General features: G+C 65.2%; 33 protein-coding genes and 1 tRNA gene. 19 read left to right on the forward strand and 15 right to left on the reverse strand.

Annotation, left to right across the window (positions count from 1 at the left end):
* Genes ccmC through ACRYLO_RS05640 form a run of 7 tightly spaced genes read left to right on the forward strand, consistent with a single transcriptional unit; the run spans nucleotide 1 to nucleotide 4,767 of the window.
* Nucleotides 1–717 carry a heme ABC transporter permease CcmC gene (gene ccmC / locus ACRYLO_RS05610; RefSeq protein WP_482659266.1) on the forward strand — a complete coding sequence of 239 codons (717 nt, stop codon included), beginning with the start codon at nucleotides 1–3 and terminating at the stop codon, nucleotides 715–717.
* Nucleotides 714–845: a heme exporter protein CcmD gene (gene ccmD / locus ACRYLO_RS05615; protein ID WP_482659267.1), complete on the forward strand. Its 132-nt coding sequence runs from the start codon at nucleotides 714–716 to the stop codon at nucleotides 843–845. The genes ccmC and ccmD overlap by 4 nt, the downstream gene beginning before the upstream one ends.
* Nucleotides 842–1,276, forward strand: coding sequence for a cytochrome c maturation protein CcmE (ccmE, locus tag ACRYLO_RS05620; RefSeq protein WP_482659268.1), 435 nt, complete (start codon nucleotides 842–844; stop codon nucleotides 1,274–1,276). Before ccmD ends, ccmE begins: the two co-directional genes overlap by 4 nt.
* Nucleotides 1,273–3,210 (forward strand): heme lyase CcmF/NrfE family subunit, encoded by a 1,938-nt coding sequence (locus ACRYLO_RS05625; RefSeq protein ID WP_482659269.1) that lies wholly within the window; start codon nucleotides 1,273–1,275, stop codon nucleotides 3,208–3,210. The genes ccmE and ACRYLO_RS05625 overlap by 4 nt, the downstream gene beginning before the upstream one ends.
* On the forward strand, nucleotides 3,207–3,734 hold the full coding sequence (locus ACRYLO_RS05630) for a DsbE family thiol:disulfide interchange protein (protein WP_482659270.1): 528 nt from the start codon (nucleotides 3,207–3,209) through the stop codon (nucleotides 3,732–3,734). The genes ACRYLO_RS05625 and ACRYLO_RS05630 overlap by 4 nt, the downstream gene beginning before the upstream one ends.
* Nucleotides 3,731–4,111 (forward strand): cytochrome c-type biogenesis protein, encoded by a 381-nt coding sequence (locus tag ACRYLO_RS05635; RefSeq protein WP_482659271.1) that lies wholly within the window; start codon nucleotides 3,731–3,733, stop codon nucleotides 4,109–4,111. Before ACRYLO_RS05630 ends, ACRYLO_RS05635 begins: the two co-directional genes overlap by 4 nt.
* Complete coding sequence (locus ACRYLO_RS05640) at nucleotides 4,111–4,767, forward strand: tetratricopeptide repeat protein (protein ID WP_482659272.1); 657 nt, start codon at nucleotides 4,111–4,113, stop codon at nucleotides 4,765–4,767. The genes ACRYLO_RS05635 and ACRYLO_RS05640 overlap by 1 nt, the downstream gene beginning before the upstream one ends.
* Nucleotides 4,768–4,769: 2 nt before the next feature.
* Here the strand turns inward: ACRYLO_RS05640 and cmk are convergent, their stop codons facing one another.
* Together cmk and aroA are read right to left on the reverse strand one after the other, a co-directional pair.
* Entirely contained in the window at nucleotides 4,770–5,408 is a 639-nt protein-coding gene (cmk, locus tag ACRYLO_RS05645) for a (d)CMP kinase (protein WP_482659273.1), read from the reverse strand.
* Entirely contained in the window at nucleotides 5,405–6,739 is a 1,335-nt protein-coding gene (gene aroA, locus ACRYLO_RS05650) for a 3-phosphoshikimate 1-carboxyvinyltransferase (protein WP_482659274.1), read from the reverse strand. The genes cmk and aroA overlap by 4 nt, the downstream gene beginning before the upstream one ends.
* A 111-nt stretch (nucleotides 6,740–6,850) precedes the next feature.
* On the opposite strand from aroA, the gene ACRYLO_RS05655 reads away from it, so the two are divergent.
* The 4 genes from ACRYLO_RS05655 (at nucleotide 6,851) to ACRYLO_RS05670 (ending at nucleotide 8,139) form a co-directional block, all read left to right on the forward strand.
* Complete coding sequence (locus ACRYLO_RS05655; RefSeq protein WP_482661681.1) at nucleotides 6,851–7,171, forward strand: TIGR02300 family protein; 321 nt, start codon at nucleotides 6,851–6,853, stop codon at nucleotides 7,169–7,171.
* A gap of 68 nt (nucleotides 7,172–7,239) precedes the next feature.
* Nucleotides 7,240–7,315, forward strand: a tRNA-Ala gene (locus ACRYLO_RS05660).
* A 193-nt stretch (nucleotides 7,316–7,508) separates the two neighbouring features.
* Nucleotides 7,509–7,886, forward strand: coding sequence for a hypothetical protein (locus tag ACRYLO_RS05665; protein WP_482659275.1), 378 nt, complete (start codon nucleotides 7,509–7,511; stop codon nucleotides 7,884–7,886).
* A gap of 85 nt (nucleotides 7,887–7,971) precedes the next feature.
* Nucleotides 7,972–8,139, forward strand: a complete 168-nt coding sequence (locus ACRYLO_RS05670) for a hypothetical protein (RefSeq protein WP_294016750.1) — start codon at nucleotides 7,972–7,974, stop codon at nucleotides 8,137–8,139.
* 18 nt (nucleotides 8,140–8,157) lie between these two features.
* Here ACRYLO_RS05670 and ACRYLO_RS05675 read toward each other — a convergent pair whose 3' ends face one another.
* Nucleotides 8,158–9,447 carry an MFS transporter gene (locus ACRYLO_RS05675; RefSeq protein WP_482659276.1) on the reverse strand — a complete coding sequence of 430 codons (1,290 nt, stop codon included), beginning with the start codon at nucleotides 9,445–9,447 and terminating at the stop codon, nucleotides 8,158–8,160.
* A gap of 126 nt (nucleotides 9,448–9,573) precedes the next feature.
* On the opposite strand from ACRYLO_RS05675, the gene pgsA reads away from it, so the two are divergent.
* From pgsA to ACRYLO_RS05690, 3 genes are read left to right on the forward strand one after another with little or no spacing between them, the layout of a single operon-like run.
* Complete coding sequence (pgsA, locus tag ACRYLO_RS05680) at nucleotides 9,574–10,128, forward strand: CDP-diacylglycerol--glycerol-3-phosphate 3-phosphatidyltransferase (protein ID WP_482659277.1); 555 nt, start codon at nucleotides 9,574–9,576, stop codon at nucleotides 10,126–10,128.
* On the forward strand, nucleotides 10,128–10,379 hold the full coding sequence (locus ACRYLO_RS05685; protein ID WP_482659278.1) for a MoaD/ThiS family protein: 252 nt from the start codon (nucleotides 10,128–10,130) through the stop codon (nucleotides 10,377–10,379). Before pgsA ends, ACRYLO_RS05685 begins: the two co-directional genes overlap by 1 nt.
* Nucleotides 10,376–10,816: a molybdenum cofactor biosynthesis protein MoaE gene (locus ACRYLO_RS05690; protein ID WP_482659279.1), complete on the forward strand. Its 441-nt coding sequence runs from the start codon at nucleotides 10,376–10,378 to the stop codon at nucleotides 10,814–10,816. The genes ACRYLO_RS05685 and ACRYLO_RS05690 overlap by 4 nt, the downstream gene beginning before the upstream one ends.
* Here ACRYLO_RS05690 and ACRYLO_RS05695 read toward each other — a convergent pair.
* Both ACRYLO_RS05695 and ACRYLO_RS05700 read right to left on the reverse strand, forming a co-directional pair.
* Nucleotides 10,813–11,727 carry a hydrogen peroxide-inducible genes activator gene (locus ACRYLO_RS05695; protein ID WP_482659280.1) on the reverse strand — a complete coding sequence of 305 codons (915 nt, stop codon included), beginning with the start codon at nucleotides 11,725–11,727 and terminating at the stop codon, nucleotides 10,813–10,815. The two genes, ACRYLO_RS05690 and ACRYLO_RS05695, sit on opposite strands and share 4 nt — an antisense overlap.
* 100 nt (nucleotides 11,728–11,827) lie before the next feature.
* Nucleotides 11,828–12,571: an SDR family oxidoreductase gene (locus tag ACRYLO_RS05700; protein WP_482659281.1), complete on the reverse strand. Its 744-nt coding sequence runs from the start codon at nucleotides 12,569–12,571 to the stop codon at nucleotides 11,828–11,830.
* 95 nt (nucleotides 12,572–12,666) lie between these two features.
* On the opposite strand from ACRYLO_RS05700, the gene ACRYLO_RS05705 reads away from it, so the two are divergent.
* The gene (locus ACRYLO_RS05705; RefSeq protein WP_482659282.1) at nucleotides 12,667–13,569 is read left to right on the forward strand and encodes an AraC family transcriptional regulator; all 903 of its coding nucleotides are present in this window, start codon (nucleotides 12,667–12,669) and stop codon (nucleotides 13,567–13,569) included.
* Nucleotides 13,570–13,621: 52 nt separating this feature from the next.
* On the opposite strand, the gene ahpF is transcribed toward ACRYLO_RS05705, so the two are convergent.
* The 3 genes from ahpF to ACRYLO_RS05720 form a co-directional block, all read right to left on the reverse strand.
* The gene (ahpF, locus tag ACRYLO_RS05710) at nucleotides 13,622–15,202 is read right to left on the reverse strand and encodes an alkyl hydroperoxide reductase subunit F (RefSeq protein WP_482659283.1); all 1,581 of its coding nucleotides are present in this window, start codon (nucleotides 15,200–15,202) and stop codon (nucleotides 13,622–13,624) included.
* Between the two features lie 115 nt (nucleotides 15,203–15,317).
* Nucleotides 15,318–15,881 (reverse strand): alkyl hydroperoxide reductase subunit C, encoded by a 564-nt coding sequence (gene ahpC / locus ACRYLO_RS05715; protein WP_482659284.1) that lies wholly within the window; start codon nucleotides 15,879–15,881, stop codon nucleotides 15,318–15,320.
* A gap of 133 nt (nucleotides 15,882–16,014) precedes the next feature.
* Nucleotides 16,015–16,779 (reverse strand): sulfite exporter TauE/SafE family protein, encoded by a 765-nt coding sequence (locus tag ACRYLO_RS05720; RefSeq protein ID WP_482659285.1) that lies wholly within the window; start codon nucleotides 16,777–16,779, stop codon nucleotides 16,015–16,017.
* A 155-nt stretch (nucleotides 16,780–16,934) separates the two neighbouring features.
* Here ACRYLO_RS05720 and epsC point away from each other — a divergent pair, with 155 nt between their 5' ends.
* Nucleotides 16,935–17,630, forward strand: coding sequence for a serine O-acetyltransferase EpsC (gene epsC, locus ACRYLO_RS05725; RefSeq protein WP_482661682.1), 696 nt, complete (start codon nucleotides 16,935–16,937; stop codon nucleotides 17,628–17,630).
* Nucleotides 17,627–17,971, forward strand: a complete 345-nt coding sequence (locus ACRYLO_RS05730) for a DUF2794 domain-containing protein (protein ID WP_374139471.1) — start codon at nucleotides 17,627–17,629, stop codon at nucleotides 17,969–17,971. The genes epsC and ACRYLO_RS05730 overlap by 4 nt, the downstream gene beginning before the upstream one ends.
* A gap of 11 nt (nucleotides 17,972–17,982) precedes the next feature.
* Here ACRYLO_RS05730 and ACRYLO_RS05735 read toward each other — a convergent pair whose 3' ends face one another.
* The 5 genes from ACRYLO_RS05735 to ACRYLO_RS05755 are packed head-to-tail and all read right to left on the reverse strand — an operon-like array spanning nucleotide 17,983 to nucleotide 20,415.
* The gene (locus ACRYLO_RS05735; RefSeq protein ID WP_294016731.1) at nucleotides 17,983–18,258 is read right to left on the reverse strand and encodes an acylphosphatase; all 276 of its coding nucleotides are present in this window, start codon (nucleotides 18,256–18,258) and stop codon (nucleotides 17,983–17,985) included.
* Between the two features lie 46 nt (nucleotides 18,259–18,304).
* Nucleotides 18,305–18,457, reverse strand: coding sequence for a hypothetical protein (locus ACRYLO_RS05740; protein WP_482659286.1), 153 nt, complete (start codon nucleotides 18,455–18,457; stop codon nucleotides 18,305–18,307).
* Between the two features lie 49 nt (nucleotides 18,458–18,506).
* On the reverse strand, nucleotides 18,507–19,142 hold the full coding sequence (locus ACRYLO_RS05745) for a carbonic anhydrase (protein ID WP_482659287.1): 636 nt from the start codon (nucleotides 19,140–19,142) through the stop codon (nucleotides 18,507–18,509).
* On the reverse strand, nucleotides 19,139–19,453 hold the full coding sequence (locus ACRYLO_RS05750; RefSeq protein WP_482659288.1) for a P-II family nitrogen regulator: 315 nt from the start codon (nucleotides 19,451–19,453) through the stop codon (nucleotides 19,139–19,141). Before ACRYLO_RS05750 ends, ACRYLO_RS05745 begins: the two co-directional genes overlap by 4 nt.
* Nucleotides 19,450–20,415: a sodium-dependent bicarbonate transport family permease gene (locus ACRYLO_RS05755; RefSeq protein ID WP_482659289.1), complete on the reverse strand. Its 966-nt coding sequence runs from the start codon at nucleotides 20,413–20,415 to the stop codon at nucleotides 19,450–19,452. The genes ACRYLO_RS05750 and ACRYLO_RS05755 overlap by 4 nt, the downstream gene beginning before the upstream one ends.
* A 79-nt stretch (nucleotides 20,416–20,494) precedes the next feature.
* Between ACRYLO_RS05755 and lipA the strand changes: the two genes are divergently transcribed.
* Both lipA and ACRYLO_RS05765 read left to right on the forward strand, forming a co-directional pair.
* Nucleotides 20,495–21,427 carry a lipoyl synthase gene (lipA, locus tag ACRYLO_RS05760; RefSeq protein WP_482659290.1) on the forward strand — a complete coding sequence of 311 codons (933 nt, stop codon included), beginning with the start codon at nucleotides 20,495–20,497 and terminating at the stop codon, nucleotides 21,425–21,427.
* Nucleotides 21,427–21,900, forward strand: a complete 474-nt coding sequence (locus tag ACRYLO_RS05765; RefSeq protein WP_294016723.1) for a type II toxin-antitoxin system RatA family toxin — start codon at nucleotides 21,427–21,429, stop codon at nucleotides 21,898–21,900. Before lipA ends, ACRYLO_RS05765 begins: the two co-directional genes overlap by 1 nt.
* On the opposite strand, the gene ACRYLO_RS05770 is transcribed toward ACRYLO_RS05765, so the two are convergent.
* Together ACRYLO_RS05770 and ACRYLO_RS05775 are read right to left on the reverse strand one after the other, a co-directional pair.
* Nucleotides 21,849–22,364, reverse strand: coding sequence for a CinA family protein (locus ACRYLO_RS05770; protein WP_482659291.1), 516 nt, complete (start codon nucleotides 22,362–22,364; stop codon nucleotides 21,849–21,851). The two genes, ACRYLO_RS05765 and ACRYLO_RS05770, sit on opposite strands and share 52 nt — an antisense overlap.
* Complete coding sequence (locus ACRYLO_RS05775) at nucleotides 22,361–22,885, reverse strand: hypothetical protein (protein ID WP_482659292.1); 525 nt, start codon at nucleotides 22,883–22,885, stop codon at nucleotides 22,361–22,363. Before ACRYLO_RS05775 ends, ACRYLO_RS05770 begins: the two co-directional genes overlap by 4 nt.
* Nucleotides 22,886–22,964: the final 79 nt, after the last annotated feature.

Raw genomic sequence — 22,964 nt, forward strand, 5'->3', positions numbered from 1 at the left:
GTGATCCACGCACTCGCCAATCCCACGCGCTTCCTGAAGATCGCGCGCCCGCTGACGCCCATCCTGTTCTGGAGCGGGCTGCTGCTGACGCTTGTCGGTGCCTGGGGCGGGCTGACGCAGACGCCGCCGGACTATCTGCAAAAGGAAAGCGTCCGCATTCTGTACATCCATGTGCCGAGCGCGTGGCTGGGCATGGGCGGGTGGAGCGCGCTGGCGATCGCATGCTTTGCCTATCTGGTATGGCGGCATCCACTGGCGGCACTGGCCGCGCGGGCGACAGCGCCGGTGGGGGCGGTGTTCGCGGCACTATGCCTGATCACCGGATCGATCTGGGGTCGGCCGACCTGGGGCACATGGTGGCAATGGGACGGACGGCTGACGTCGATGCTGCTGCTGTTTTTCATCTACCTTGGATGGATCGCGCTGGAGCGGGCGGACCGTGAGCGGGGCGGGGACGGGCGCATCCCGGCGCTGTTTGGCATCGCCGGGACGGTGTTGTTGCCGATCATCCGCTATTCGGTTGTGTGGTGGAACACGCTGCACCAGGGGCAGAGCCTGACGCTGACCAAATCGACCATCGACGATTCGATGCTGTGGCCGCTGTTGCTGACATTGCCCGGCTTTTCGCTGCTGTTCGGCGGGATCGTGCTGATGCGGATGCGTGCCGTGCTGGCGGAGCAGCGGATCGAGGCGCGGATGCGGAGACTGGCGGCATGAACCACTGGCCGTTCATCATCGCCGCCTATGCGGCCGTGACCGCAGGGATCGGCGGGCTGTCGCTGCTGAGCTGGCGCGCGATGCGTAGGGCCGAGGCGGCTTCGGACGCATTGAGGGACCGGCGATGAAGGCGAAGCACCAGCGGCTGATCCTCGGCCTGCTCGCGCTCGCCGCGATCGGTGGGGCGAGCGGGCTGGCACTGTCGGCGCTGCGCGACGAGGCGGCGTTTTTCTACACGCCAAGCGATCTGGCGACCAAGACGCCCGAGCCGGGCAAGGCCGTGCGGCTGGGCGGCATGGTGCAGGTGGGCAGCATCAAGAGGCTGGCGGATGGCGTGACCATCACATTCATCGTCGCCGACAATGGCGGGACGGTGCCGGTGCGCTTCACCGGCGTGGCGCCGGATCTGTTCAAGGAAAATTCTGGCGTCGTCGCCGAAGGCAAGTTCGAGGCGGATGGCAGCTTCACCGCCGACAATCTGCTCGCCAAGCATGACGAGCGCTACATGCCGCCCGAGATTGCCGACAAGATGCCGCCGCCGGGGAATATGACGCGATGATTGCCGAAGCCGGATTGGCGGCGCTGTGGTTTGCAGCTGCACTTGCGCTGCTCCAGCTGCTCGCGGCGGGGCTGGGGCTGCGGATGCAGGCGCGGACGTCGGGCGGTGAGCTGATCGCGGCGGTGCGCCCGGTGGCGATCGTGCAGGGGCTGCTCGCTGCCCTCTCGTTCGCTTTGCTGATCACCCTGTTCGTCCATTCGGACATGTCGGTGCTGCTGGTCGCGCAGAACAGCCATTCGGCCAAGCCGATGCTGTACAAGGTCGCGGGGGCATGGGGGAACCATGAAGGCTCGATGCTGCTGTGGGTCACGGTGCTGGCACTGTCGGGCGGGGCGATTGCATTGCTGGAGCGGCAGCTCGACCGCGCGACGCTGACCGCGACATTGGGCGCGCAGGCGGCGATTGCGTTGGGTTTCTACGCCTTCCTTTTGATCGCATCGAACCCGTTCGCGCGGCTCGATCCGGCGGCGGTGGATGGGCTGGGGCTGAACCCGTTGCTGCAGGACCCCGGCCTCGCCTTTCATCCGCCGACGCTTTATTTCGGTTATGTCGGACTGTCGGTCGCCTTTTCCTTTGCGGTCGGTGCGATGGTCACCGGGGTGGTCGGCCCGGCCTTTGCGCGGGCGATGCGCCCTTGGGTGCTGGCGGCATGGGTTTTCCTCACGATCGGCATCACGGCGGGCAGCTATTGGGCCTATTATGAGCTGGGCTGGGGCGGCTGGTGGTTCTGGGACCCGGTCGAGAATGCATCGCTGATGCCATGGCTCGCGGCGACGGCGCTGCTCCATTCGGTCAATGTCCTCGCGGCGCGCGACGGGCTGCGCGCCTGGACACTGATGCTGGCGGTGGTCGCATTCTCGATGTCGATGCTGGGCACCTTCCTGGTGCGATCGGGCATTTTGACGAGCGTGCACGCATTTGCGGTCGATCCGACGCGCGGGTCGTTCATCCTCGTCCTGCTCGCGCTCTATATCGGCGGTGCGCTGCTGCTGTTCGCGCTGCGCGCCGGGACGGTGTGGGCGGGGCAGGGCTTCGACCCGTTGAGCCGTGAGGGCGGGCTGGTGCTCAACAACCTGCTCCTCACCGTGATCCTCGGCATCGTGCTGATTGGGACGCTGTATCCGATCCTGGCGCAGGCGATGGGCGAGCAATTGTCGGTCGGGCCGCCGTTCTTCAACAAGACCGCTGGGCCGATCGCGTTGGTGCTGGTCGCTGCGATGGCGGTAGGGCCGCTGCTCAAATGGCGGCGCGACGATGCCAATGCGCTACTTTCCAAACTGACCGTCCCGGTGGCGGCGGCGATGCTTGGCATGGCAGCGACCTTCGTGCTGGCACCCGACACCGGATGGATGGAGATCGCGGCGCTGGGACTTGCGGCGGGTCTGACGGTGGCGAGCTTTGCGCCGTTGTGGAAGCGCAATCTGCTGCGCACGCCCTTGTTCACCTGGGGCATGGTGATCGCGCATTTCGGCGTTGCGGTGAGCCTGGCCGGAATGGCGGCAGACAGTGCGTTCACCAAAGAGCGGCTGGTCGCGGCGGTCTATGGCCAGCCCTATCAGGTCGGGCCGTGGCGCGTGGTGCTGGACGGCGTCGGCCCCGCCATCGGCGACAATTGGTCGGCAGTCGAGGGGCGCGTGACGGCACGCCGCGACGATGGTCCGGTGGTCCTGTTGCGACCGCAGCGCCGTTTCTATTCCTCGCCCCCCACCGACACGGCTGAGGCGGCGATCAAGACCCGCTGGAACGGGCAGCTCTATGCCGTGCTGGGTGAGCAAGATGCGCAGGGTCGCTGGCAGCTGCGGATGTGGTGGAAGCCGTTCGTCACCCTGATCTGGTTCGGCGGCGGGCTGATCGCGCTGGGCGGGGCGCTATCACTGTTCGGGCGGCTGTTTCGCGAGCGGCGCAACGCGCGGCGGCGGGAGGAGGCGGAATGAGCCGCTGGAAATTATGGCTGCCCCTGATCGGCTTTGCAGCACTGGTTGCGGTCGCGGTCTATGGCCTGCGCGGGACCGGTGAGGCGGTGGTCAAGTCGGCGCTGGTCGGCAAGCCGCTGCCCGAATTCGCGTTGCCCGCGATGGTGCAGGGCAAGCCGGGATTGAGCCGCGCGGACCTGGCCACAGGCAAACCGCGCCTGCTCAATGTCTTCGCCAGCTGGTGCGTGCCGTGCATTGCCGAAGCGCCGCAGCTGATGCAGCTCAAGGCCGCCGGCGTGCAGATCGACGCGGTCGCCATCGCCGATACGCCGGAGGCGGTGACGGCGTTTCTGGCGCGGCATGGCGATCCCTATGCGCGGATCGGCGACGACCGCCAGCGCGCGGTGCAGATCGGAATCGGCTCGTCCGGCGTGCCCGAGACCTTCGTGATCGACGGGCAGGGCCGGATCGCGATGCAGCATATCGGTGACATCCGTGAGGATGACGTGCCCAAGCTGCTCGCCGCGCTGGAGGCGGTGCGATGAGCATGCTGCTCGCCATGGCGCTGGCGGGGGCGGCTGCGCCCGTCGATCTCGGCTATAACCAGCTGCCCGATGCGCGGCAGGAGGCAGCGGCGACCGAACTGATGTTCGAGCTGCGTTGCCTGGTCTGTCAGGGCCAGTCGATCGCGGACAGCGACGTGTCGATGGCGGCGGACATGCGCCGCATCGTGCGCCAGAAGATCGCGGCGGGGGAGAAGCCCGATGCGGTCCGCGACTGGCTGATCGAACGCTATGGCAGCTATGTGAGCTACGACCCGCCGCTGACGCTGGCAACCGCGCCGCTGTGGCTGGCGCCGTTATTGCTGCTGGCGTTCGGCCTGTGGATCGCGCGCGGCAGTTTTCGCAGGAGGCGCGGCTGATGGGATGGGTGATGCTTGCGCTGGTGGGCGCGGTGGCGTTCGGCCTGCTGGCGCTGTTCGGGGTACCCCGGACCTTGTGGAGCTTTGGGGCGGCGGCGCTGATGCTCGGCGCGACCGGCTATGCGTTGCAGGCGCGACCGGGCCTCTCGGGAGCGCCGGCTGCGGCAAGCCGCGCGGTTGAGGTCGATGCAGTCGGTGCCACAAAGATGCGTGAGCTGCGGTCCGCGATGTTTGGGCAGTTCACCGCGCTCGATTATGCATTCTACCCCGCCGATGCGCTGATCCGGTCGGGCAAGGCCGATACGGCGGCACATTTGATGCTGGGTGCCGTGCGCCAGACGCCGCAGGCGCCGGCGCTATGGACGTGGCTGGGCATGACCCTGGTCGAGGCGGATCAGGGGACGATGTCGCCGGCGGCGGGCCTGGCCTTTCGTCGCGGCGTTACGCTTGCCCCCAAACATCCTGGCCCTGCCTTTTTCTACGGCATGGCGCTGGCACGGGCCGGACAGCCCGAAGCGGCAATCCCGTGGCTCAGGCGCGCGTTGCGGCTGACCCCGGACGGCGCGAGCTACCGCACGGATGTTCAGGGGGCGCTGATCCAGATCCAGATGCTGGCTGCGATGCGCGCGCGGGCGGAACAGCCACCCGCGCAATAGATTCAGCGCGCGGCGGCCCTCTGGGCCAGTTGCGCGTCGACCAGCTGGATCGCCTTTTGCACCGCAGCCTCGATCGAGAGGAAGCTGGTGTCGAGCACCGTCGCGTCGGCCGCCGCAACCAGCGGTGCCTCGGTCCGCTTGCTGTCGCGTTCGTCGCGGGCGCGGATATCGGCAAGCACGCGGTCGAGACTGACTGACGATCCACCCTTGCGCAGCTCGGCATGGCGGCGGCGGGCGCGGATCATCGGGGTCGCCTTGACGAATAATTTGGCGTCGGCGTCGGGCGCAATCACCGTGCCGATGTCGCGCCCGTCGAGGATCGCGCCAGCCGGTTGGGCGGCGAAGCGCTTCTGTCGCTGGAGCAGGGCCGAGCGCACCAGCGGATGCGCCGAGACGACCGACGCCGCTTGTCCGACTTCGTCGGTGCGCAGCCATTCGTCGGCGAGCAGCAAATCGTCGAAGCTGGTCGCGGCAACCGCATCGGCCTCCTGCGCCGGATCGAGCTCGTCGCGCAGCACGGTGGCCGCGACGGCGCGATAGAGCAGGCCCGTGTCGAGATGCGGGAGCGCGTAATGGCGTGCAAGGGCGCGGGCGATGGTGCCTTTACCGGATGCAGCGGGGCCGTCGACGGCAATGATCATGGCTGGTGGTCGGTCAGTCGGTCGAGGGTGGAGAAAAAGCCCGGGTAGCTGGTCGCGACCGGGCTGGCATCGTCGATCGTAACCGCGTCGCGCGCGCGCAGGCCAGCCACGGCCATGCTCATCGCGATACGGTGATCGAGTTTCGAGGCGATCTGTGCGCCGCCGGGGAGCAGCTCGCCGCCATTGCCGTGGATGGTAAGGCCGTCCTCAAACTCTTCGAGTTGAACGCCATTGGGTTCGAGCGCCGCGACCATTGCCGCGATTCGATCCGATTCCTTGACTCGCAGTTCCTCCGCGCCGCGCGCGACGGTGAGGCCGCTGGCAAAGGCGGCGGCGACGAACAATACGGGATATTCGTCGATCATGCTCGGGGCCAGATCGGGCGGAACCTCGATCGCCGTCAGCGGCGCGTGGCGGACCTGGAGGTCGGCCACGGGTTCGCCACCCACTTCGCGTGCGTTGAGCTCGGTGATGTCGGCACCCATCATCCTGAGTGCGGTGATGATGCCGGTGCGGGTCGGGTTGAGCCCGACATTGGCGATGACGATGTCGGATCCCGGCACGATCGAGGCTGCGACCATCCAGAAGGCGGCTGAGGAGGGGTCGCCGGGGACCGCGATCTGCTGTGGCTTCAGTTCCGCCTCACCGCGGATTGAAATGACCCGGCCCTGTGGCGTTTCCTCGACGCTCAGCTCTGCGCCGAAGCCACGCAGCATCCGTTCGCTATGGTCGCGGGTGGGCACAGGCTCGACCACGCGGGTAATGCCCGGCGTGTTGAGGCCGGCAAGAAGCACCGCCGACTTGACCTGCGCCGAGGCGACCGGGAGGGTGTAGTCGATCGGCACGGCCGGGCAGAGGCCCCGCATCGTGAGCGGCAGGCGGCCGCCGGGGCTGGCAGTGAAATCCGCTCCCATCGCCGACAAGGGATCGATCACGCGGCCCATCGGGCGCTTTGACAGCGACGCGTCGCCGGTGAAGGTCGCGGTGATCGGGTGGCTGGCGATCAAGCCCATCAGCAGACGGGTCGAGGTGCCGGAATTACCCATCTCCAGCGCCGTCTGCGGCTGGAGCAGCCCGCCGACGCCGACGCCGGCGACGTGCCACACGCCGTTTGCGTCGCGTTCGATCTGCGCGCCCATGGCGCGCATCGCGGCCGCCGTGGCAAGCACGTCCTCGCCCTCCAGCAGCCCCTCGATGCGGCTTTCGCCGACCGCAAGGCCGGCAAACATCAGCGAGCGGTGGCTGATCGACTTGTCGCCGGGAACGGTTACGTTGCCGCGCAACGGGCCGCGGGCGGAAATGGTGAGGGGAAGGGGAGAATGTGCGCTCATTGGCGGCGGCTTTGACAGGGGGCTTGCGCTATGGCAAGGCGCGCGCCACTTCAACGGGGACTAGTTTCCCGTCATCTCAGTAATTTTGAACAAAAAGGCATGGAACGCCACATGGTGAAGCCGGAATGGGGCACGAAGCGGAGCTGCCCGAAATGCGCGACGCGCTTTTACGATCTGACCAAGGATGAGCCGGTTACGTGCATCAGCTGCGGCTATGCCTGGGAGCCCGAGCCGATCCTGAAGTCCAAGCAGCCGCTGCCGTTCGAAGCGGCCAAGGTCGACATCGAGAAGGTGAAGAAGGACGACGCCGATCTGGGTGACGAGGATCTGGACATCGACGAGGACGCCGAGGGTTCGCCCGACGATGACGTCGATCTGGGCGGTGACGACGATCTGGGCGTCGATACTGGCGACACCGACGAAGAAACCTGAAACCCGGGAAAAAAGCGGTTGCACACCGCGCGATGGCTGCTAAAGGCCATCGCCTTCCCGGAACGGATGGGGCCGTAGCTCAGCTGGGAGAGCGCTGCAATGGCATTGCAGAGGTCAGGGGTTCGATCCCCCTCGGCTCCACCATCCCCTTGAAGATAAAAGGCCGGAGCGCATCGCGCTGCCGGCCTTTTTTGTCGTTCGTGGTGAGGTTGCGGGTCGAGATCTCACATTTTGCCCCCGGTTTGGGCAGCAATAGGATCAAGTTGGAGGTAATCGGGGTTCGTGGTCCTGCCAAGTTAAGCTAGCCTTTGGTCACCAAGTCTTCGGGGAGGGCTAGATGTTCAAAACCGCTATGCTGGCTTGCGCGTTTTCGGCGATATTGATGGCTCCGATCGCCTATGCCCAAAATTGTGCTGCGTTTGATCAGGAGCAGGCTGACATCAACTATAGCTGGCGGTGGCTGAAGAGCCGATATCCAGTGACCACATCATTTCATGCCAGTTGTATGCGAGACGCTACTACCGTCGAAGGATCGGCGGCCTGCACGATGACGGCGATCGGCATGGCAGGTCAGTGCCCTTGGGGCGGATGTGACACGAGCAGCGAGGAGTATGGCAATGTTTTTGGGGGCCTGATCGTTCGCTACGGTACGCTCAAGGCGCGCCGTGAGCGATCGAACTGTCGCCTGAACATCCCCGACCTGTTTCTTGAATAGGCCGGTTGCCCGTCCCGCATCGATACAGGCGTTAACGATCATTGAGGGATGGTCGAAATCGTAAACGGCGCGTTAACTTGCCGCCATGCGACGCGAACTCATCCTGACCGGCACCAGCCGCAGCCACCCCTTTCGGGCCAACCTCCCTCACGTGCGCGCGCAGGTGCGCCGCAAGGAGGATGACGGCGACCTCAAGCTGTTCGCGATGAGCTTCACCGCCTTCTTCGTGTGCATCTACACGTTCATCTTCTGAACGCCCCGCGCGCCGCGCCTAATCGCAGGCGCGGTGGAGCCTCTGGGCGATCCAGGCCGAGATGAACGCCATGCCGGCGACGAACAGCAGCTGATCCGCCGGTCCGACTCCGAGTGCGGTGATCGCGATGACCAGCAGCGCGCCCAGCACCATCCCGAATGCGTTGACGATGTTGTTGGCCGCGACCGTGCGCGCGGTCTGATCCTTGGTCACGGTCGTCGTGAGGAAGGCGTAGAGCGGTACCACGAACATGCCGCCGGCAATCGCGATCGCCATCAAGGTAGCGAGCACCAGCCACGCCTGGGGCATCGCCATGAAACCGGCCATGTCGTAGAGCTGACCTGGCGCAGCGGGCACCCAGAAGCGCGATTCGAACGAGAAGGCGACGATGAAGACCGCCATCGCGATCACCGAGATGGGCGAGTATTTGGCCGAAATCTCGCCCTTCAGCATCGCGTTGATGATCACCGATCCGATTGCGACGCCGACCGAGAAGGTCGCGATCATCAAGCTGGCGACTTCCTTGGTGGAGGTCAGCACATTCTTCGCAAGGGGCGTGAAGATCACGATCAGCACCGCGCCCATGGTCCAGAAGAAGCTGATCGCGCAGATCGCCCAGAACAGCCGGGGAATGTGCATGGTGTTGGCGATCAACCGCCATGACGCGGTGAAAGGGTTGAAATTGAGCTTGAGCTTCGCGCCCTGACGCGGCGCGGGCGGCACCATGCGGCCAGTAAACCAGCCAATCACCGCGACGACCAGCGTCATCCAGCCTGCAGTCTCAATCGTAACCCAGCCAGCGACCACGGTGCCAAGCAGGATCGAGAGATAAGTCGCGGCTTCGACCATCCCGGTGCCGCCCAGGATCTCGTCATCCTTCAGATGCTGGGGCAGGATCGCATATTTGATCGGGCCGAAAAACGTGGAGTGGGTGCCCAGCATCAGCACCGCGCCGAGCATCATGCCGACGCCGACCATTGGATAGCCGAAATGCGCGACGATGATGCCGCAGCCGCCGAACAGCATGATCCCGATCTCGGCCGTCTTAACCAGCCGGATGATCTGCGCCTTGTCATAAGTGTCCGCCAGCTGGCCGGACAGAGCGGACAGCAACACGAAGGGGAGCAGCGCCGCACCCGTGGCAAGCGCGTTGAAGACGAACTCCGTCTCCGGGTCGTTCAGCACCTGATAGGTGGCGAACAGCACCATCGCGGTCTTGAACAGATTGTCGTTGAACGCCCCCAGGAACTGCGTGACGAAAAGGGGGAGAAACCGGCGCTCTTTGAGCAGTCCGAGCGCGTTGTTCATATGCGTGGCGGGCCTTCGTCCGTCAAAACTGGCGCACGCATAGCCGGGCGGCACGGGGTGCGGCAACCGGATATCGTGTTGCCGAGAGGGGATGATCACGGCGCGTTGCAGTGCTAGAGGCAAAGGATGCTGACGCTGCCCAACGTCCTGACGCTATCGCGAATCGTGACCGTACCGCTGCTGGTCTTCTTCCTGTGGTGGCCGCAATGGCAGGCGGGCTACGCGCTAGGCTTTGCAACCTACTGCCTGATGGGGATCACCGATTATTTCGACGGTTATCTCGCGCGGTCGCGCGGGACGGTGTCGAAGCTTGGCGTGTTCCTCGATCCGATCGCGGACAAGATCATGGTGGCGGCGGTGATCCTGATCCTGTGCGCGAAGGAAGTGATTCCCGGCATCCACATGATCGCCGCGCTGGTGATTCTGTTGCGGGAGATCGCGGTGTCGGGGCTGCGCGAGTTTCTGGGCGGGATTCAGGTGTCGGTGCCGGTATCGGCGCTGGCAAAATGGAAGACCGCGTTGCAGCTGACGTCGCTCGGCGGGCTGATCCTTGCCGGGGCGCTGCCGGGATGGGGCTGGGTGCATAACACGAGCCTGGCGATGCTATGGGCGGCGGCGGCGCTGACGCTGATCACCGGATGGGACTATCTGCGCGTCGGCCTGCGGCACATGGACAGCTGATGCGGATGCTCTACTTCGCCTGGGTTCGCGAGACGATCGGGGTGGGCGAGGAAGAGGTGCGGCCGCCCGAGGCTGTGCGGACCGTTGCCGACCTGATCGACTGGCTGCGCGGGTGTAGCGACGCGCATATGCGGGCCTTTGCCGATATGACACGGCTGCGCGCTGCGGTGGATCAGCGATTCGTGGCTCTGGACAGCGAACTCGGCACCGCGCGCGAGGTCGCGATCTTTCCGCCGGTAACCGGCGGATGATCCGCGTCTCGGTCGACACCGCGCCGATCGATGTCGGAATCGAACTGGCGGGCATCGAAGAAACCGGCGCGGGCGGCATCGCCAGTTTCATCGGCGTCGTGCGGGGCGATGACGGCGTCACCAGCCTGGAACTCGAACATTATCCGGGAATGACCGAAGCGGTGCTGTGCAACCTTGCCGAGCAGGCAATGGTGCGTTGGGGCCTTGTTTCGGCGGTGATCGTGCATCGCGTGGGGCCGATGGAGCCGGGCGAGCGGATCGTGCTGGTGGCGACTGCGGCGGCGCATCGTGCGGCGGCGCTGGAGGCATGCGCGTTCCTGATCGACCGGTTGAAGACCGACGCGCCGTTCTGGAAGCGGGAGTATCGCGGCGATGCGGTTCGCTGGGTCGACGCGCGGGAAAGCGACCGAGCGGCAGCGAAACGCTGGACTGGTTAGGCCCTGGGCGGTGCCGACTGCGCCAGCACCTCTGCCAACAGCCGGAAATCGCGTTCGCGCGGGCTAGCCTTGCGCCAGACCAGGGCAATGCGGCGTGACGGGTTTTCTGCCTGGAGCGGGCGGGCCGTGATGTGGGTGTGGTCGAGAATGCCGGCATCGATCGCCATTTCCGGCAGCATCGTCACGCCAAGGCCGTTATCGACCATCTGCACCATCGTGTGCAGCGAGGTGCCGAGCATCGTCGCTTCAGCGCGCAGTTCCGGGCGGTTGCACGCGGCGAGCGCGTGATCCTTGAGGCAGTGTCCGTCCTCCAGCAGCAGCAGGCGGGTCTCGTCGATCTCGCTCGCGGTCACACTGGCGTGATCGGGTTCATATTCGCCCTCGGGGAAGGCGACGAACAGCCGGTCATCAAACAGCGGCGCCGTTTCGACGTCGCCACAGGCATAGGGAAGGGCGAGCAACACGCAATCGGTGCGACCGGTGTGCAGGCTTTCGCATGCAGCACCGCTGGGTTCTTCGCGCAGGAACAGTTTGAGGTCGGGATAGTCGCGCCGGAGCCGGGGCAGGATGCGCGGCAGCAGGAACGGGGCGATGGTCGGAATGACGCTCATCCGCATTTCGCCCGAAAGGGGCCGTCCCGCGGCGCGGGCGAGGTCGGCAAGCTCATCCGCCTCACGCAACACGCGGCGCGCCTTGTCGACGATTCGCTCGCCCAGCGGGGTGAAGCGGACAACGCGACGAGTGCGCTCGACCAGAACGACGCCGATCAGCGTTTCGAGCTCACGCAGGCCGGCCGACAGGGTCGATTGGGTGACGAAGCACGCCTCCGCCGCGCGACCGAAATGGCCGTGATCCTTGAGCGCGACAAGATATTGCAGCTGCTTGAGCGTAGGGAGGTAGGTCTGCGCCATGATCGATCCAATCGATTGATGGCGTGCATATAAGTGATCAGTGCGATGATACCAGGGCGTTGCGGCGGCGCAGGATACATTTGCACCGCCGCCGCCCGCCTCACCGCGCGCGCGCCAGCGCCACGGCGTCAGGACCAGCCGGAAAGCTGAGCTGGCCGGTTTCGTCATGGACTGCGCGCCACACACCGTCGGCAACATCGGCCTCGGTCGTGAACAGCGCGGGTGTGGCGAAAGCGGTCAGGATTGGCGCGGCGAAGGCCATATACGGCTCCGGGATCGCGTCCTCGATCCGGGTCCCGGAATTTTGGATGAATCGCGTCGTCGGGCCATAGCCAGGCTGAACCAGCTTCGCCCGAATCCCGAACGCGGCCAGTTCGTGCGCCAATGCGCCGGTGAAACCTTCGATCGCGGCCTTGCTGGCGGTGTACACCGAAACCAGCGGCATCGGCGTCAGCACCGCACTCGATGTGACGTTGACCACCACGCCCGATCGCTGCGCCCGGAAACCGGGGATCACGGCCTGGGTCATCGCCATCACGCCGAAGGTGTTGGTTTCGAAGATCGTGCGCATCCTTTGGACGGGCATCGTCTCAAGCACGCCGATCGCCCCGATGCCGGCATTGTTCACGAGCGCGTCGATCGGACCCGCCGCCTCGATCGCCGCCGCGATGCTTTCGGGGCGGGTGACGTCAAGGCCAAGGATACGGATGCGCTCGCAATGCGGGAGGATGTCGAGTCGTGGCGTGCGCATCGTGGCGATGACCCGCCATCCGCGCGCGTGGAAATGACGGGCGGTTTCGAGTCCGTAGCCTGACGAGGCACCGGTGATCAGGATGGTCTTCATGGGAATTTCCTTGCTGTTGGCATTCCCCAGATGCCTCAGAATGAACCGGACGTTCTACGATTGATAATCCATAATTCATTTGCGATAGTCCTGATATGGTCGATCCTCTGTCCGAAATCATCGCGTTGCTCAGGCCCCGCACCGTCTTTTCCAAGCGCGTCAGCGGCGCGGGGCGTTGGGGCGTGCGCTATGGCGCCTATGGTGCGCCAAGCTTTTGCACGGTGATCGAGGGGCGCTGTCGGCTCGCGGTAGACGGTCACGATCCGGTGACGCTCGAGACCGGTGATTTCATTCTGATGCCCGCGACGCCCGGTTTCGTGCTCTCGGGATTCGAACCGGTGATCCCGATCTACCATGATCCCCATGAAGCGGCGGCCGCGCCTCAGGTCGATGAACTGCGCCACGGCGACCCGGATACCGAGCCCGATGTGCGGCTGCTGGGTGGATATTTCGCATTCGAGATCGCCGACACCGCCCTGCTGCTTTCATTGCTCCCGGCGCTGATCCACCTGCGCGGTGCGACGCGGCTCACAACGCTGGTGACGATGCTGGGGGAGGAGGCGCAGGCGCAACAGCCGGGGTGCGATCTGGTGGTCGAGCGGCTGGTCGAGATTCTGTTGGTCGCGGCGCTGCGTGCGATCCAGGGCGATCACGCGCCGCCCGGCTTGTTGCGCGGACTGGGCGACCGGCGGATCGCTGTCGCAATGCGCGCGATGCATGGTGATCCCGCACGCGCCTGGACGATGGCGCAACTCGCCGGCGAGGCAGGCATGTCACGCTCGGCCTTTTTCGACCGGTTCGTGCGTGCGGTCGGTGTGCCGCCGATGGAGTATCTGCTCGCCTGGCGGATGGCGGTGGCCAAGGATTTGCTGAAGGCGAGGCAATTCGCGCTGACCGAGGTCGCCGAACGGGTCGGCTATGGATCGGCGAGCACTTTCAGCACCGCGTTCAGTCGCCACGTCGGGCAGCCGCCGGGCCGCTATGCGCGGGCGGCGTGAGCAAGCGCGATAACACCACCCCCGCATCTTGCAGGGGTGGTGCCATCCGGGTTCAGGCTGCAGCGGCCTCGATCTCTTCGGCGGGGAGCCGGATGAGATAGTCGAAGGCCGACAAGGCGGCGGTCGAGCCTGCGCCCATCGCGATCACGATCTGCTTGTACGGAACGGTGGTGGCGTCACCGGCGGCGAAGATGCCCGGCTGGCTGGTCTCGCCGCGCGCGTCGATCTCGATCTCACCGCGCGGGGTGAGCGCGACGCTGTCCTTGAGCCATTCGGTGTTGGGGACCAGACCGATCTGCACGAAGATGCCTTCGAGCGCGATGTCGTGCTCGACGCCGGTGTTGCGATCCTTGTAGGTCAGGCCAGTCACCTTGTCCGCGCCGTTCACCCGCGTCGTCATCGCCGAGGTGATCACCTGGACGTTCGGCAGGCTGCCGAGCTTGCGCTGAAGCACCGCGTCGGCGCGTAGCTGGCTGTCATATTCGATCAGCGTGACATGGCCGACGATGCCGGCCAGGTCGATCGCTGCCTCGACGCCCGAATTGCCACCGCCGATCACCGCAACGCGCTTGCCCTTGAACAGCGGGCCGTCGCAGTGCGGGCAATAGGCGACGCCCTTGTTGCGATATTCGTCCTCGCCGGGGACGCCCATCTGGCGCCAGCGGGCACCGGTGGACAGGATGACGGTCTTGGCCTTCAGGCTGGCACCATTGGCCAGCACGACCTCATGCAATCCGCCTTCGCGCACGGCCGGGATCAGCTTTTCGGCGCGCTGCAGGTTCATGATGTCGACGCCATTCTCTTTGACGTGACCTTCGAGCTGGGCGGCGAGCTTGGGGCCTTCGGTGTAGGGGACCGAGATGAAATTCTCGATGCCCATCGTGTCGAGCACCTGGCCGCCGAAGCGCTCGGCCGCGATGCCGACGCGCAGCCCCTTGCGCGCGGTGTAGATCGCCGACGCCGCGCCTGCCGGGCCACCGCCGACGATCAGGACGTCGAACGGCTCCTTGGCGGCGAGCTTTTCGGCAGCCTTGGCCTCTGCGCCGCTGTCGAGCTTGGCGACGATCTGCTCCAGCTCCATCCGGCCCGATCCGAACAGCTCGCCGTTGAGATAGACGGTGGGAACGGCGAGCACCTGGCGTGCATCGACTTCTTCCTTGAACAGCGCGCCGTCGATCGCGACGTGGCTGATCCGGGGGTTGAGGACCGCCATCAGGTTGAGCGCCTGAACCACGTCTGGGCAATTCTGGCAGCTGAGCGAGAAATAGGTTTCGAAGTGGAGGTCGCCGTCGAGGCCCTTGACCGCTTCGATCACGTCCTGCGCGGCCTTGGACGGGTGGCCGCCGACCTGAAGCAGGGCGAGGACGAGGCTGGTGAATTCATGCCCCATCGGGATGCCGGCGAAGCGCACGCCGATATCGGTGCCCGCACGGCGGATCATGAAGCTGGGGGTGCGCTTGTCGTCATCCTTGCGGATCAGCGTGATCTTGCCCGACAGGCCGGCGATTTCGGTGAGGAGGCCTTCGAGCTCGCGCGACTTCGCATCGTCGCCAAGGCTCGCGACGAGTTCGATCGCTTCACGGATATGGACGAGATAGCCTTCCAGCTGCTGCTTGAGGTGCGCGTCGAGCATCGGGGAAACTCCTTGAACTGAAATCAAAACGGCCCGGGGCATCGGTGAGGACTGCCCCGGGCCGTGTTCGCACCCGCCAAACTGGGGGAGGGGCGGGTACGAAAAACCGCGTGGCTTAGATCTTGCCGACGAGGTCGAGCGACGGGGCGAGGGTGGTTTCGCCCTCTTCCCACTTCGCCGGGCAGACTTCGCCCGGATGCGCCGCGATATACTGCGCCGCCTTGATCTTGCGGAGGAGTTCGGTCGCGTTGCGGCCGACGCCCTCGCTGGTGATCTCGACCAGCTGGATCACACCTTCCGGATCGATCACGAAGGTACCACGGTCTGCAAGGCCCTGGCCCTCACGCAGAACATCGAAGTTCTTCGAGAGATTATGGTTCTGGTCGCCCAGCATGTAATAGCTGATCTTGCCGATCGCAGGCGAGGTGTCGTGCCATGCCTTGTGGCTGAAATGCGTGTCGGTCGACACCGAATAGACCTCGACGCCCATCTTCTGCAGGGTCGGGTAGATGTCGGCCAGGTCTTCCAGTTCGGTCGGGCAGACGAAGGTGAAGTCGGCGGGGTAGAAGAAGAACACCGCCCACTTGCCGCGCACGTCCGCGTCGGTAACCTCGACGAACTTGCCTTCCTTGAATGCGGTTGCCGTGAACGGCTTCAGCTCGCTTCCGATGAGCGCCATTTTTGTTCTCCTTTGGATGGTGCAGTGCAGCTTGTGCAATGCGGCATATAGGGTGCGTTGCCGCACATCCAAATTGGAAGTGTCGCTAGCGGTGATCGATCAAATCACTCAATCGCCCTGAACTTATCGATTGTCAGGCGATTGCGCGATAGACGCTGTAGCTGCTGGTCAGGGTCAGAACGACGCCGACTAGGATCAACAGGGTCTTGGTCGGGATACGCTTGGCGAGGATTGCGCCGAACGGTGCTGCAATCACCCCGCCGATCAACAGGCCGACTACTGCCTCGGTAAATGCCGAGAAACCCAAGTGAAAGATGAAGGTAATCGACACCGACAGGGTCAGGAAAAACTCGACGCTGTTGACCGTGCCGATCGTATAGCGCGGCTGGGTTCCCTGGATCAGCAGATTGCTGGTGACGACCGGTCCCCAGCCGCCGCCGCCCGCTGCGTCGAGGAAACCACCGGCGAGGCCGAGCGGCTCGACGATCTTCGGCTCGCGATGATGCCTGGTCGGAAAGCTGATGCCGCGCCACAGCAAATAGACACCGATCAGCGCGAGATAGGCCATCACATAAGGCCGCGTGACCGACGCATCGAGCGTACTGAGCAGATAGGCGCCGGCTACGCCGCCGATCACGCCAGGAATCAGCAGGCGGAAGAACAGCTTCCACTTCACATTTTTGTGGATCGCGTGGCTGATGCCGGACACGCCGGTCGTAAAGCACTCGGCGAGATGGACGCCGGCTGAAGCGGTCGCGGGGGGCACGCCGAGGACGCTGACCAGCAGGGTGCTGGAAATCACCCCGAACGCCATGCCGAGCGCGCCATCGACGATCTGCGCGGCAAAGCCGACTGCGATGAAGGGGAGCAGGGCCTGGACATCGAAACCTTCAAACATGCACGCACCTGCTCTCGATCGGCCGCTTGATTTGCCGGGTGGCGGCAATCCCCACAAGATACATCGTGTTTAGGCACGACAAGCGAAATCCTTGCCATGCTGGAATTGCCGAAATCACATCCCTAAATAGGCGCTGTAAGAAAAGGGGCATGATCATGTTCGGTGGCGTCGCAGCCTATCTCGATTCCATTCGCGCCCGCGATCCGGCGCCGCGCAGCCGCGCCGAAATCCTGCTCTATCCCGGCGTGTGGGCGCTGTTCTGGCACCGCGTTGCCCATCGGCTGTTCCGGGCGCGTTTGTTTTTCCTGGCGCGCGCTGTGAACCATCTCTCACGCTGGCTGACCGCGATCGACATTCATCCAGGCGCGAAGATCGGGCGTAATTTCTTCATCGACCATGGCTTTGTCGTGATCGGGGAGACGGCCGAGATTGGCGACAATGTCACCATCTATCAGTGCGTAACGCTCGGCGGCACCAGCCCAGACAACGGGGTTGCGGGAAAGCGCCACCCGACGTTGGCGGATGGCGTCATCATCGGGTCCGGCGCTCAAGTGCTGGGGCCGATCACGGTCGGTTCGCGCGCGCGGGTCGGTGCCAATGCGGTGGTGACCAAGGATGTGCCGGAAGGCGCCGTCATGGTCGGCATCCCGGCCAAGCCGACTCTGGTCGAGGCGGAGGCATGGAAGAAGGATTTCGTTCCCTATGGAACGCCGTGCAGCGAGCTGTACGATCCGGCGACACAGAAGCTGGAATTGATGCGGTGCGAGCTGGAAACGATGCGCAAGCGGCTCGACGACCTGCTTGCTGAGCGGGCCGCCGAGGGACGGCCGGAGCAGCGCGACCGGGCGTGAGCGCAAACATCACACCATTTCCCGCGCGCGGCGCACCGAGCCAGGTAGGGTTCGACCGGGCTGAGCTGATGCGGATCCTGGACCTATATGGACGGATGGTCGCGGCGGGCCATTGGAAAGACTATGCCATCGACCTCGGCCGTGACGCGGCGGTGTTTGCCGCCTTTCGTCGCACCGCCGAGCGGCCTGAGTTCCGGGTCGAGAAACGCCCAGCGCTGCGCAACCGCCAGGGGATGTGGGCGCTGGTCAACGAATCGGGTGCGGTGTTGAAGCGCGGCCACGAGCTTGGCCCGGTGCTCGCCCCGGTCGAGCGGCGGCTGATGAAGCTTGTCGAAGACTGACCTGCCGCAGATCAGGCGGTGAACCGCTTGGTAAAGCCCTTCACATTGCCGAGTTCGGCGGGATGTGCGTCGACACGCTCGACATGCGCCATATTCGGCCCCTCGCGACAGCGATCGACAAAGGTGTCGAGCGCGACGTCTTCACCGTCCGCCAGGATCTCGACCCGCCCATCCTGCAGATTGCGGACCCAGCCCGTCACGCCCAACTGGCGCGCGGTGCGCACCGCCCAGTCGCGATAGCCGACGCGCTGAACGCGCCCTTCGATCAGCAAACGCTGTGCCGTCATTCCGATACTCCCGCTTACCCATGCGCCTACGCTGCACATGCGCAACTCATAGGCGGATGCGGGCAGACGGGGACAGTCCGCTCTGCCGCGCCGATCGGGCAGTTCGGCGCGGATCGGGTGCGTTGACCGGGTCGGGGGCGTGGGCCGTGTCGCTGCGGGCATGGCCGATGCCGGCATGGTCGTTGCGGCTGGGCCTCATCGCTTTTCTCCTCGCGCTTCCCATGGACGGACGCGCGGGGATGTTCCGTTCAGGCCGGTGAAAAGGAACCCTGTTCATCCATCAGGTGCAGAACGCCATCGCTGATCGCGAAGTAAGCGCCATGGATCGTCAGCTTGCCCGTTGCCTCGCGGTTGGGAATGAACGGGAAGGTGCGCAGGTTGGCGATCGAGGTGCGGACGGTTTCCAGTTCCATTTCACGCGACGCCTGTGGACCATCGCCGAACTTGGCCCGCACGCGTTCGCGCGCGTCGTCGAGCAGGCTGACCCAGGCGTGGACAAAGCCGCCATCACCCGGCGGGCTGTCCTGAAACATTTCGGTCAGCGCGGCATGGGCACCGCCGCACATGCCGTGGCCCATCACCACGATCTCTTCGACCTCGAGCTTGGTTACGGCGAACTCGACTGCGGCGGAGACGCCATGGCGGCCGCCGTCATTCTCGAACGGCGGCACCAGATTGGCGACATTGCGCACGACGAAGATTTCGCCCGGGGAGGTATCGAAAATCTGCGCCGGCTCGACCCGGCTGTCCGAACAGGCGATCACCATCACGCGCGGGCTTTGCCCTTCGGACAGTTCGGTCCAGCGGTCGCGCTGGTGGCGCCAGCCGGTGGTGCGAAAGCGGTGATAACCGGCAATTAGTTCGGTAAGCGGGGACTCGGTCACGTGAATTTCGCGCCTCTGATGACTTCGACCCGGCTGATCGCCAGCAACAGCCCATGGCTGTCGAGCAGGTCGGCGAGCGCGTCGGTTAGCCGGTCGGCGCGAGTTCGGGAAGTGATGGTCAGAAAAAGAATTTTTGCCTGTGCGCCGCTTAACTGATCGTCGCGCCATGGGCCGGATGCGCCGCGCCCACCGAGCAAGGGGAGCAAGGTATAGCCGGATATCCCCGCATCCGCTGCCACCTGCTCCACGCGCCGCAGCAAGGGCTGATCGACCAGAATTTCGACCCGCACGCGCTCAACGGTTTCGGTCATGCTGCCATCGTCCGAGCCAGGGCGGCGATCGCCGGAATGCCGATCACCACGTTGAAGGGAAAGGTGATGCCGAGCGACATGGCAAGGTACAAGCCCGGATCGGCGGCGGGCAGCGCCAACCGCATCGCCGCAGGCACGGCGATATAGGAGGCGCTGGCCGCCAGCACGCCCAGCGCCGCCGCCGATCCCACATCCAGTCCGATGGCGCTGCCGATGGCGACTCCGACGACCCCGTTGACCACCGGCAGAACGATCGCGATCGCAGCGAGGCGCAGCGTCAACGCCCGCGCGTCCCGCAACCGCCGCACCGCGATCAACCCCATATCGAGCAGGAACAGGCACAAAATGCCGCGAAAGCCACCTTCGAAGACGGGCGCGACCGGGGCGAAGCGATCCGGCCCGGCGATCATGCCGATCACAAAGCTGCCGATCAGCAGCACGACCGCGCCGTTGAGCAGCACTTCATGCCACAAACCGTCGCTGCCCCGTTTTGCCGTTGCGTCGCCCATCCCGCGCCGGGCAAGCAAGAGGCCGGTGACGATCGCAGGGGTTTCCATCAGCGCCAGTGCCGCGACCATATAGCCGGCCGGGGGCGTGCCGGCGATCCGCAGCATTTCGCTGGCGGTGACATAGGTGACGACACTGACCGATCCATAATGGGCGGCGACTGCCCCGGCATTGGTGGCATCGAGCTGGCCGACCCTGCGTAACAGCGCAAAGGCGGGGAGCGGGAGGAAGAAGCTGAGCGCCAGTGCCGCCAGCGCCGCCCAGATCAGCCCGGCTTCAAAGCCATGGGCGGCGACGCTCACTCCGCCCTTCAATCCGATTGCTGCCATCAGGTACAGCGACATGGCTTTGGCAATCGATTCGGGGATAGCGAGATCGGATCGTGCCAGCGCGGCGAGTGTACCGAGCAGGAAGAACAGGATGACCGGGCTGAGAAAGGGTTCGACGAAGCTCATCGAGCGGTCGCGTTAGCCATATGATTGCGCGCGGGCAAGTCGGGTTGGAAAATCGGCTCCGGCCCGCTATCTGCCCCCCATGAACGACCTGTCCCAGAGTCCCCGCCCGGAGCGCCAGCGCAAGCCTGACTGGATCCGCGTCAAGGCACCGACCTCCGCCGGCTTTGCCGCGACGCGCGCGCTGATGCGCTCGAAGAGCCTGACCACGGTGTGCGAGGAAGCGGCCTGTCCCAATATCGGCGAGTGCTGGAGCAAGAAGCACGCGACGGTGATGATCCTCGGCGACACCTGCACGCGCGCCTGCGCCTTTTGCAACGTCAAGACCGGCATGCCGCGCGCGGTCGACCCGATGGAGCCCAACAACGTCGCCGATGCGGCGGTGCAGATGGGGCTTCAGCATATCGTGATCACCTCGGTCGATCGCGACGACCTGCCCGATGGCGGGGCGAAGCAGTTCGTCAAGGTGATCGAGGCGATCCGCAAGGCGTCGCCGACCACCACGATCGAGATCCTGACGCCGGACTTCCGCAACAAGCACGAGGCGGCGGTGGAGATGATCGTCGCGGCGCGGCCGGACGTGTACAACCACAATCTTGAAACCGTCCCGCGCCTGTATCCGACGATCCGTCCGGGTGCGCGCTATTATGCGTCGATCCGGTTGCTGGAGCAGGTCAAGAAGCTCGACCCGTCGATCTTCACCAAGTCGGGTATCATGCTGGGGCTGGGCGAAGAGCGGCTGGAGGTCCATCAGGTGATGGACGACATGCGCAGCGCCGACATCGATTTCCTGACGATGGGCCAGTATCTCCAGCCGACCCCGCGCCATGCCAAGGTGCAGGATTTCGTGACGCCGGCGGCGTTTGACGCCTATGCGGCGATCGCGCGGGCCAAGGGCTTTCTGCTGGTCGCATCCTCGCCGCTGACGCGGTCGAGCTATCATGCGGGCGATGACTTCGCGAAGATGAAGCTGGCGCGCGATGCAAAGCTGGCAAAGGCGGTGGTTCCCGCCTGATGCCCCGCCACGCCGAGACTCGCCGACTGCCCTACACGCCGGAACAGATGTTCGACCTGGTCGCCGATGTCGGGCGCTATGGCGAATTTCTGCCCTGGGTCAGCGCGGTGCGGGTCCGATCGAACAGCGAGACCGAGATGGTCGCGGACCTGATGGTCGGCTTCAAGGGGTTGCGGGAGACCTTTACCAGCCGGGTTCAGAAACAGCGGCCGGGGCATATCCGGGTCGAGTATCTCGAAGGGCCACTCAAGCACCTGCACAATGACTGGAAGTTCCGGCCGGATGGCGAGGGCGGGGTGCTGGTCGATTTCGAGGTCGATTTCGCGTTCAAGAACCGCGTGTTCGAGATGCTGGCGGGGCAGGTGTTCGACCGTGCGCTGCGGATGATGATCGGCGCCTTTGAGCAGCGCGCGGCGGCGCTTTACTCCGGTTCGGCGGGCAGCAGCAGTTCGAGCGCGCACAGCGCCGCCTGAAGGCGGACGCCGCCGCGACCAAGATCGCCAAAGTCACGGGTGTCGGCGACGACAACGTCGGGGTCCGCCGCCTTTTCGGCGCGAGCAAAGACAACATGGCCTACCGGCTTCTTGTCGGTGCCGCCACCGGGTCCTGCGACGCCGGTGATCGCAACCGCGACATCAGCGCCGCTCTGCTCCAGCGCGCCCTGTGCCATGCTCCAGGCGGTGGCGACCGAAACGGCGCCGAAGGTTTCGAGCACGTCGCGGCTGACCTTCAACTGCTTGGTCTTGGCGGCGTTGGAGTAGGTGACGAATCCGGCGATCAGAATGTCCGAAGAGCCGGGAATTTCGGTGATTGCAGCGCAGACCAGGCCACCGGTGCAGCTTTCGGCCACAGCGACGGTGCGGCCGGCGGCGCGGTTGGTTTCGACGACGCGGCGCGCGGCGTCGACCAGTTCGGCGGGGAGAATCGTGTTCATCATTTGGGGCGCGGCATAGGGCAAAGCGGCAGCTTTGGCCCGCCTTTTCGACGGTCGGCGTCGAGTTGCGCCATGCCGACGAAAACGCCCGCCAGATTCTTGGGCGGCAAGGGCGCGAGATTGGCGACGATCTTGTCCAGTTTCGGGCAATCGGCGGGTTCGATCATCTGTCCGGCGAGTGGGACCACGATCACCTTGATCGCGGGCAGGACGAACATCGATCCGGCGATGGCCTGCATATCGGGGCCGAGCAGCTTGGCGATGCCGCTGCGTGCGGCCGGAAGTGCCGGGGCGACGCCGGACTGAAGGCGGGCGGCGAATGCGGGGTTGGGGCGGCGGAGGAAGGCGGAAGGGGGCAGGGCGGTGCAGACGCGGCCCATCTCGCTCACCATGTCGGGCAACAGCACCTGAAACAACGCTTCGGCCTCGCCATCGGTCAGGCAGGGGCGCGGTTGAGCCTGAACGCTGGACGCGGCGAGGCCGGTCCAGAGCAGGGCGGTGGCGGTGAGGTGGCGGATACGCATCGACTTACTCCGTCGTTGGGCACAACTGGCGGCCCTATCAGGGACATGTAGCAGGGCGACGCAGTGCGCAGCCTGAACC

The organism is Sphingomonas sp. SDUR79 (assembly GCF_056821745.1).